This window comes from Flavonifractor sp. An4, assembly GCF_002161755.1.
Taxonomy (GTDB): Bacteria; Bacillota; Clostridia; order Oscillospirales; family Oscillospiraceae; genus Flavonifractor; species Flavonifractor avicola.
The window spans coordinates 1-5,362 of the sequence record NZ_NFIL01000071.1 but is presented as its reverse complement, the minus strand read 5'-3'; the positions used below and the strand labels follow the sequence as shown (position 1 = coordinate 5,362).

Sequence of the window (5,362 nt, the reverse complement as noted above, 5' to 3'; positions counted from 1 at the left end):
GACCCACCTGGCCAGAGAAACGGCTCGGACCGGCGTAAAGCTCACCCAGCGGGACTTCGTCCTGGGCCTGATCGAGCAGGCGCTGGCGGAAGCCGAAGCCAGCCTGGCCCCACAGGAGGCCCCTGAGAGCACCGAGGAAGCCCCGGAGGACAGTGGAGCCGCCGGTACCACCCCAGACGCCAGCGAGGCCAGTGCGGAGGCGGAGAGAGACACAGCGGACATCGAACAATAACACAAGGAGTCAAAGCAAGGGGCCGGAGAACACATCTCAAGCGGATGTGTCCTCCGGCCCCTTTTTTGTTTTTTCGAGAAGGAGGTGACATGATGCAAACAGCAGAAAGGACGCGCTTTACAGAGGCTGAAATGGCCACTGTCCGAGACACGGACCTTCCGGATCTGTTGATCTCCCTGGGCTACCAGGTGAAGCGGATCGGCAGGTACTACACCACGCAGGAGATGGATAGCATCCGGATCAAGGACAGACGTACCTGGTTCCGCTACTCAGAGGGCATCGGCGGAGATGCCATCACATTCCTCCAGCGGTTCTATAACAAAAGTTTCCCGGAGGCCGTGGAGTACCTGCTGACCTGGCATGGCCGCGCCCGTGACTCTCCCCCGGAGAGCACTCCGCGGCAGACCAAGGAAAAGGAGGAAAAGGTCCCCTTTATGACCGGCTGCTCTGTGGTGGGATCTGGTGTATCGTGCAGCTGGACTATGAGTTCTGCGAAGAGGACAAGCATAACTCTCCCATCCAAATCCGGAAGGTCACTCCCATTCAGATGCCTCACATTGATCTGGCTGAGATCAAGCAGGGACGGAAGCATTTTACCAAGGACGAGTGGATCACCATTCTGCTCCGCTCCACCGGCATGGAGGCGGACAAGTTTACCGAGCGGGAAAAGTGGCTCTTGCTGGCCCGGATGCTGCCATTGGTAGAAAATAACTTCAACCTTTGTGAGTTGGGGCCTCGGAGTACGGGTAAGTCCCATCTGTTCAAGGAGATCTCTCCCAACAGCATCCTGGTTTCCGGCGGGCAGACCACGGTGGCCAATCTGTTTTACAACATGGGGACCAAAACTGTAGGACTGGTGGGGCTGTGGGACTGTGTAGCCTTTGACGAGGTTGCCGGTATCACCTTCAAAGACAAAGACGGCGTGCAGATCATGAAAGACTACATGGCTTCTGGTTCCTTTGCCCGCGGAAAAGAGGAGAAGGCCGCCAGCGCATCCATGGCCTTTGTAGGCAACATCAATCAGAGCGTGGATGTTCTGCTGAAAACTTCCCATCTTTTTGAGCCGTTTCCCGATGCTATGGCCTACGACACGGCGTTTCTTGACCGTATGCACTGTTATGTGCCTGGTTGGGAGATCCCCAAGTATCGTCCTGACTTCTTTACGAATGATTATGGTTTTATCACCGACTATCTGGCAGAGTTTATGCGAGAGATGCGGAAAGAGCCTTGGGGCGACGCCTGCGACCGATATTTCCGCTTTGGCAGCAATCTCAATCAGAGAGACACGATTGCCGTCCGCAAAATGGTTTCTGGGTTCACAAAACTGCTCTATCCCGATGGTGAATTCTCCCGTAACGATATGGAGGAGATCCTGACCTATGCTCTGGAGATGCGGCGCAGGGTCAAGGAGCAGCTGAAAAAGATCGGTGGTATGGAGTTCTACGATGTGAATTTCTCCTATATCGATAACGAAACTTTTGAGGAGCGCTTTGTGTCAGTGCCGGAGCAGGGCGGCGGAAAACTGATTCCAGAGGGCATGGCCAATCCCGGAACAGTCTATACCATCTCCCGAGCCAAGTCCGGTATGGTAGGCGTGTATCGCCTGGAGACTCAGATGCTGCCCGGTAACGGAAAATTTGAGCGCACCGGTCTGGGCAGTGACAGAGAAGCCAAGGAGGCCACAAATACTGCCTTTAACTACCTTAAAGCCAACGGCGGTGGGATCTCCCGTTCCATCAGCACAACCCAGAAGGACTACATCATCAACTATCAGGATCTCAATGGCATTGGGATGACGAAATCTCTGGCTTTGCCCACGGTAATTGCCATCGCATCCGCTGCTCTCAATAAGCCCACGCTCAGCAGCCTTGCGGTTTTGGGAGAGATTAGCATCAGTGGTGCTATTACCAAAGTGGATGAGCTGGCCAATGTCCTCCAGGTTTGCCTGGACAGCGGGGCCAAGAAAATCCTGCTTCCCATTACTTCAGCTGCGGATCTTGGAACTGTGCCTCCTGATTTGATGGGAGCCTTCAGCATTATCTTTTACACCTCTGCGCAGGAAGCTGTATTCAAGGCGCTGGGTGTAGAATAACGACTCAAATTTGATTTGTTGTATGGGAGGTACTCATGTCTACAATCCGATGTCCGCACTGCGGCAGTCCTGTTATGGTACGAGGCAACCGCTGGGAGTGCGGCTGGTGTGGTGATTTTGGAGACATACCATCACTGAACCGGTCGGAGCGCATCAAGCTTTCCCGGGCCAGCGACGCGGCACTGGAGGACCTGGAGCGCGGCGTTCTCTCCATTCTGGAGGGAATACAAGCGCACTTCGGCAGCGGAGAAAAAGAACGGCTCTTGGCCTGCAAGCTGGCCATTTACGGGATGTCCCACGCTTTGGTTCCAGCCAACAATCAGACACAACATAACCTCCAACTTTTGCAGGTGTTTTTTCAGCGCTATTCCTTCTGCACTGCAGGCGAGGTACTGGGTGCAGCTCGCAGCGGAAAACCAGCCTTTGAGGATCAGTTTCTGCTTACAAAGGAGCAACTCGGTTCCTTCTGGGAATCTTTGCTGCCTGATTTGCCCCAGTATGAAGCATACAAAGCCTGGCCCAACTGGCTCTATCAAACGGTGGATGGCCTGAGCGATGTGGAAAGTTTTTTCTCCGGCGAGGACAGCTCTACTTTGTTTGATGCGCTTCAGGAAGCACTGGATGCCCACTGGAGCGCCTATCCCCTGCTCCATCCGGATCTTGCCACCCTGGAGGCTGCCGTTCGCAACTGGGACTTCTCAGAGAATGAGTGGGCCTGCCGGGACCTGCTGATTGCCGCCTTTCCTGATGCAGTCCGCTTCTGGAGTGCGGAGGAACTTTTGGAGATGGACACCATGGAACTTCTGGGAAAGGTCGGTGAGTGGAAACCGGAAGTAGGCATCCAGATGATGAAATTACTGCTGGACACCGCCGAGCGACATCTCCAGGAGCCGGAAGCCGCCGAACAACTGCTGGGTAATGACCTGTACGAACTCTGTCAGAATCAAACCGTCCAGCCCAAGCTTTTGGCTCAACTGAAAGAGGATGCTCGTCTGGTTCGGCAGTTGTTCCAAAGCGCCTATGTAGGCGACCTGCAGGAGGAACTACTGGAAGCGTGCAACTGGTTTGGGGAAGCGAGGCTGAAAGCATATCTTCTGTCTCTTTTAGCACAAAACCCTTATTTCAAGGGATTTAACTGAAAAGCACGCCAGATCTGTGAGTAAATCACAGGATATCAGATATTTTTCCACGCCCTACATTTCTCGCTTTACTATAGTCTCTGTATATAAACTGGAACTGGCCGTCCTCTCAATATAATTTGAGACAGCGGCCAGTTTTCTGTTATGGTGCGACCATCAAGTCCGGGATAAGCTATCCTAATTTCCTTGGTATCTTAATAAAGTGATCTTGCCGTTCAACTAGGGAGGTAGCAACATGGGAAAATTTGATATTGGTAATACATACCACGAGGATTACCCCGTGTCATGGCATTCTTTATATATGGAATTGGTAAATGAATTTGAGTTTTCTCATCCAGGGGAATTTATTGATGAGGATACGATAAGAGATAAATTTACTAACAGTGATGGTTCAGGACTGGTTGACAAATTGAAATCCGTATTGAATTTTGATATCAGAACCATAGCTGGCACTGATAACGCGGAACGCTTTAATATGTTCAAGGTCCTAAAGCTCCTATTTTATATTGAAAAGTGTGGTGATCCTAAAACTAAGGCTACATGTGATAACTATAGGGTGCAGATTACGGACATTTTGGCAAAGCCACGCCTCTCAAATGTGATAAGCAAATACACACCATTTAGTGTCTATGGAGAACACTTTGGCAAGTTATATACTTCGATAAAAAGTGTCGTAGCCGATGCCGACCAACGTGAGCTTCGTTTAGAAAAAATAAATTCATATTGGGAATATATTACAGACAAAATCTTTGACTATGTAATGAATGATAGTGCCCTAGAACATCCGGAAAACGCTTTAAAGGAATTAGAGCGGATACATTGTTTCCTAAAAACGAAGGTGCTGGAAAGACTCAAAAATCATGATGTTATCCACCTGTCTAAGCCAGAAAAAGTTCTCCCTTCTTTCTTTAATTTACTAGCGTGTCATAAGCTCTTGTGCAATGAAAATGATAGAATTCGTCTAAATTATGAAATATGCCTAAATCCCCCACCCGACTCAGATTATATAAAATTTTTCAAAAAATCTGAAAAATATAAAGCTGAATGGGATTATCTTTCTTTGGTCAAAGCAAGACTAAAAAATAAGAATAACGATCCCGCTGCAGAGTTTGCAATAGCTCTTATATCTTATGGTAATGACATAGATTATGCTGATATCAAGCATTACTTATATGCTGTAGACAAAGTTAAAACAGTAGCAGCGTGGATAGAAAAATATAAGGGGTCTGATTTTAGTGATGGTATTCCGTTGGATATGCTTGTAATAATTATACAAGAACTTATTGACAACAAGGAGAATGGCGACAAGATTTCAAATGATTATTATGGATATAACAATAAATACCGTTCTTTAATGACCGCGGTGAAAAATCCGAACATGGCAGATGCCGTTGTGTTGCAAGCATGGATAAAGAAGTTAGAAAATCGTACAGCTGTTAATTTCGGGGCATTTGACTTGATTCAAAAGAAACGGGAAATTGAAACAACAATCTATGAAATAAAAAGCATTATTTATTCGTATAGAAATCTTGATGACTTGGAATTTGTCAATTCTGTTATATACCATTTTTCTGCTCGTTCGATCATGAGTAGGTCTTTAGCAATGAATATAGGATATTGTTTTGCTGAAAAAATAAACTATTACCTTAATGATAAATTAAAAAACAGAATAACATTTTATATGGGGCCAGAAGGAATCAATGTACTGGATATGTTTCGAGAATTTGTTATAGATAGAAGCGATGTTAAGCAATGTGTTGCAGAAGAGATTGCAAGACAGATTAGGCCTTGTTTTAAAAATTGCAGAGTATTGCATCATTTCAACAAAATGGCGATAGCGCCAATGTAAACGAAGGCAAGGAATGAGGAGTCGAGCTTATCATAGCGGGTGAAAATCCT

The 5,362-nt window shown here is 47.7% G+C and carries 2 protein-coding genes and 3 pseudogenes; all 5 read left to right on the top strand.

Going from position 1 to position 5,362, the window contains the following annotated elements:
- Positions 1-232, top strand: a pseudogene (locus tag B5F94_RS15380) (translation initiation factor 2); the annotation flags it as partial.
- A gap of 89 nt (positions 233-321) precedes the next feature.
- A pseudogene (locus tag B5F94_RS17145) lies at positions 322-666 on the top strand (topoisomerase); the annotation flags it as partial.
- Positions 666-2,324 (top strand): annotated as a pseudogene (gene brxL / locus B5F94_RS15370) (protease Lon-related BREX system protein BrxL); the annotation flags it as partial. The pseudogenes B5F94_RS17145 and brxL, both read left to right, overlap by 1 nt.
- A 35-nt stretch (positions 2,325-2,359) precedes the next feature.
- Positions 2,360-3,463 (top strand): hypothetical protein, encoded by a 1,104-nt coding sequence (locus tag B5F94_RS15365; RefSeq protein WP_087331394.1) that lies wholly within the window; start codon positions 2,360-2,362, stop codon positions 3,461-3,463.
- A 235-nt stretch (positions 3,464-3,698) separates the two neighbouring features.
- Entirely contained in the window at positions 3,699-5,312 is a 1,614-nt protein-coding gene (locus B5F94_RS15360) for a hypothetical protein (protein WP_087331391.1), read from the top strand.
- Positions 5,313-5,362: the final 50 nt, after the last annotated feature.

Coding starts and splice junctions, on each gene's coding strand:
- B5F94_RS15365 (WP_087331394.1), top strand. CDS start 2,360: ATGTCTACAATCCGATGTCCGCACTGCGGCAGTCCTGTTATGGTACGA.
- B5F94_RS15360 (WP_087331391.1), top strand. CDS start 3,699: ATGGGAAAATTTGATATTGGTAATACATACCACGAGGATTACCCCGTG.